The 652-nt window shown below is 67.9% G+C and carries 2 protein-coding genes; both read right to left on the reverse strand.

Going from position 1 to position 652, the window contains the following annotated elements; genetic code table 11:
• Window positions 1-38 precede the first annotated feature (38 nt).
• Complete coding sequence (locus tag ACFU7Z_RS36350; protein ID WP_380782311.1) at window positions 39-230, reverse strand: DUF397 domain-containing protein; 192 nt, start codon at window positions 228-230, stop codon at window positions 39-41.
• A 91-nt stretch (window positions 231-321) separates the two neighbouring features.
• Window positions 322-513 carry a DUF397 domain-containing protein gene (locus ACFU7Z_RS36355; RefSeq protein WP_380782313.1) on the reverse strand — a complete coding sequence of 64 codons (192 nt, stop codon included), beginning with the start codon at window positions 511-513 and terminating at the stop codon, window positions 322-324.
• Window positions 514-652 lie beyond the last annotated feature (139 nt).

Consider the following 652-nt stretch of genomic DNA (forward strand, 5'->3'; position numbering starts at 1 on the left):
GGCGGAATACCGCGAGCGGTTCGGCGCCGCTCCCGGGTTCAGGCGTGGTGGTCGAACTCGCCGGCTTTGAGGGCGTGGAGGAGGGCGGCGAAGGTGGTGGGGGTGGTGCGGAGGGTGAGGTGGCCCTGGTCGGACTCGCGGAGTTCGACCATCTCGTTTGCGGCCCGCAGTTCGACACAGTTGTCGCTTGCGCCGGAGTAGCTGGACTTCTGCCAGTTGGACTCTCGCATCGGTGTCTTCCGGTTCCTTCCTGGCAGATCGGATGGGGTGTTCTGTTGCGCCCCTCGCCCTGGGGAGGGCGAGGGGCGCGGAGCGGAACCGTCAGGCGTGGTGGTCGAACTCGCCGGCCTTGGCGCCGTGGAGGAGGGCGGCGAGGGCGGTGGGGGTGGTGTGGAGGACGAGGTGGCCCTCGTCGGACTCGCGGATTTCGACCGCGCCGCTCACCGTACGGACCTCCACGCACTCATTGGTCGCGCCGCTGTAGCTGGACTTCTGCCAGTTGGACTCTCGCATTGCTGTCTTTCGGTTCCTTCCTGGCAGATCGGATGGGGTCTTCTGTTGTGTCCCTCGCCTCGGGGAGGGCGAGGGGCGCGGAGAGGAACCGTCAGGCGTGGTGGTCGAACTCGCCGGCCTTGATGCCGTGGAGGAGGGC

Origin of the sequence: Kitasatospora sp. NPDC057518 (genome assembly GCF_042802075.1) — a bacterium.
GTDB lineage: Bacteria > Actinomycetota > Actinomycetes > Streptomycetales > Streptomycetaceae > Kitasatospora.